The sequence below is a fragment of the Mycobacterium sp. genome (assembly GCF_050701675.1).
Taxonomy (GTDB): domain Bacteria; phylum Actinomycetota; class Actinomycetes; order Mycobacteriales; family Mycobacteriaceae; genus Mycobacterium.
The window spans coordinates 1-1597 of sequence record NZ_JBOGDD010000749.1 but is presented as its reverse complement, the minus strand read 5'-3'; the positions used below and the strand labels follow the sequence as shown (position 1 = coordinate 1597).

2 protein-coding genes and 1 pseudogene are annotated in these 1597 nt (G+C 67.3%); 2 read left to right on the top strand and 1 reads right to left on the bottom strand.

Annotated elements, in window-relative coordinates; translation table 11 throughout:
* Positions 1-368 (top strand): annotated as a pseudogene (locus ACRDUX_RS22980) (TetR/AcrR family transcriptional regulator); the annotation flags it as partial.
* Here the strand turns inward: ACRDUX_RS22980 and ACRDUX_RS22975 are convergent.
* Positions 355-924 carry a TetR/AcrR family transcriptional regulator gene (locus ACRDUX_RS22975; RefSeq protein WP_526416835.1) on the bottom strand — a complete coding sequence of 190 codons (570 nt, stop codon included), beginning with the start codon at positions 922-924 and terminating at the stop codon, positions 355-357. The pseudogene ACRDUX_RS22980 and the gene ACRDUX_RS22975 sit on opposite strands and share 14 nt — an antisense overlap.
* Before the next feature lie 53 nt (positions 925-977).
* Here ACRDUX_RS22975 and ACRDUX_RS22970 point away from each other — a divergent pair.
* On the top strand, positions 978-1597 hold a 620-nt coding region (locus ACRDUX_RS22970; protein WP_526416833.1), incomplete at its 3' end, for a class I SAM-dependent methyltransferase.

Below are 1597 nucleotides of genomic sequence, written 5' to 3'. Positions count from 1 at the left end.
ATCCCGACACTGCCCCCGACCGACAGGTTCGTGCCGCCGTCGGCGCCTACGTGGAACACATCGAATCGCGGCCCGCGATCACGCTGAGCTGGATTCGTGAGGCGCCCGCGCTCGGCGATCTGGCCCGGCCGCTCAATCGCCTTGCAATGCAACAACTCACGGACATGCTTGTCGGCATCAGTGTCAGCCCGGGCTTTCAAGAAGCCGGATTGGAGCCGATCACCCGCCCGCTGGCGCTGATCCTGCTTGGTGGATTGCGGGAACTGACAGCGCTTCTCGTCGAGGACGGCCAAGACGTGCGCGGCATCGTCGAACCCGCCGTCACCGCGGCCAGGGCCATCCTCGGTCTGGTGCCTAGCCCAGCATGAGACGCGCCGACTTCTCCAGCCGCTGCGCGATCTGCTGGTAGGACGCGTAACCCATTCCGGCGCGCACCAGGGCGCCGGAATACAACATCTCCAGCGAGTCGATGACGTCCGGGTCGGTCTCCGGCCCGAGCGCCGTCGTCAGTCTCGCCCTGATGTCGCCCCCGATCCGCTGCCGCAGCACCTCGACGTCAGGATCCTTGCCCAGCAGCGCGTTGGTCACCGCACCGGCGAATTCGGGCTCGTCGGCGACGAGTAACGAGATGTGCTGCAACACGTCGACCACACGGGTGGCCCGGTCGTCGGACTCGTGCGGCGCCGGCGGGGAGGCTGCCAACCTGCGCCAGAACACCTCGGCCACCAGGTGTTCCTTCGACGAGAAGTAGGTGTAGGCCGTGGCCGCTCCGACGCCTGCCTCGGCGGCGACGCGCCGTACGGTCAGACCGGCGAATCCGTCCCGGTTGAGGAGGTCGACTGCGGCTCTACCCAGGCGTTCGACGGTGTCGGCCTGCTTTGCCGTCAGACGGCGCCGAGTCGACTCCAAGGCCGGATCGGACACATGTCCGGACGCTACTACAACTGCCATGCACCAGCAACGGTAAGTTGGCCGTCATGAGCACCACCGAGGCCGCGTTGCCTGCCCCTGCCGCCCGCCTCTTCGAACTCGCCGAGCAGGTCATCGGGTTCATGCCCGCCCACGAGGGCCGTGCGCTGTACGACGCCGCAGTGACATATCTGCGGGACGGCGTCGGCGTCGAGATCGGCACGTACTGCGGGAAGTCGACGGTGATGCTCGGCGCCGCGGCCCAGCAGACCGGTGGCGTGCTGTACACGATCGACCACCATCACGGCTCCGAGGAACACCAGCCGGGCTGGGAGTACCACGACACCTCGATGGTCGACACCGTCACCGGCCTGTTCGACACCCTGCCCACGCTGCGCCACACCCTCGACGCCGCGGCCCTCGACGACAACGTCGTCGCCGTGGTCGGCAAGTCGTCCGTGGTCGCGCGATCGTGGCGAACGCCCTTGCAGTTCTTGTTCATCGACGGCGGTCACACCGAGGAGGCTGCGCAACGGGACTTCGACGGCTGGGCCCGCTGGGTGTCGGTTGGCGGTGCGCTGGTCATCCACGACGTCTTCCCCAACCCCGACGAGGGTGGGCAGGCACCATTCCACGTCTACCAACGCGCGTTGGCCACCAATGACTTTCACGAGGTTCAGGCGACAGG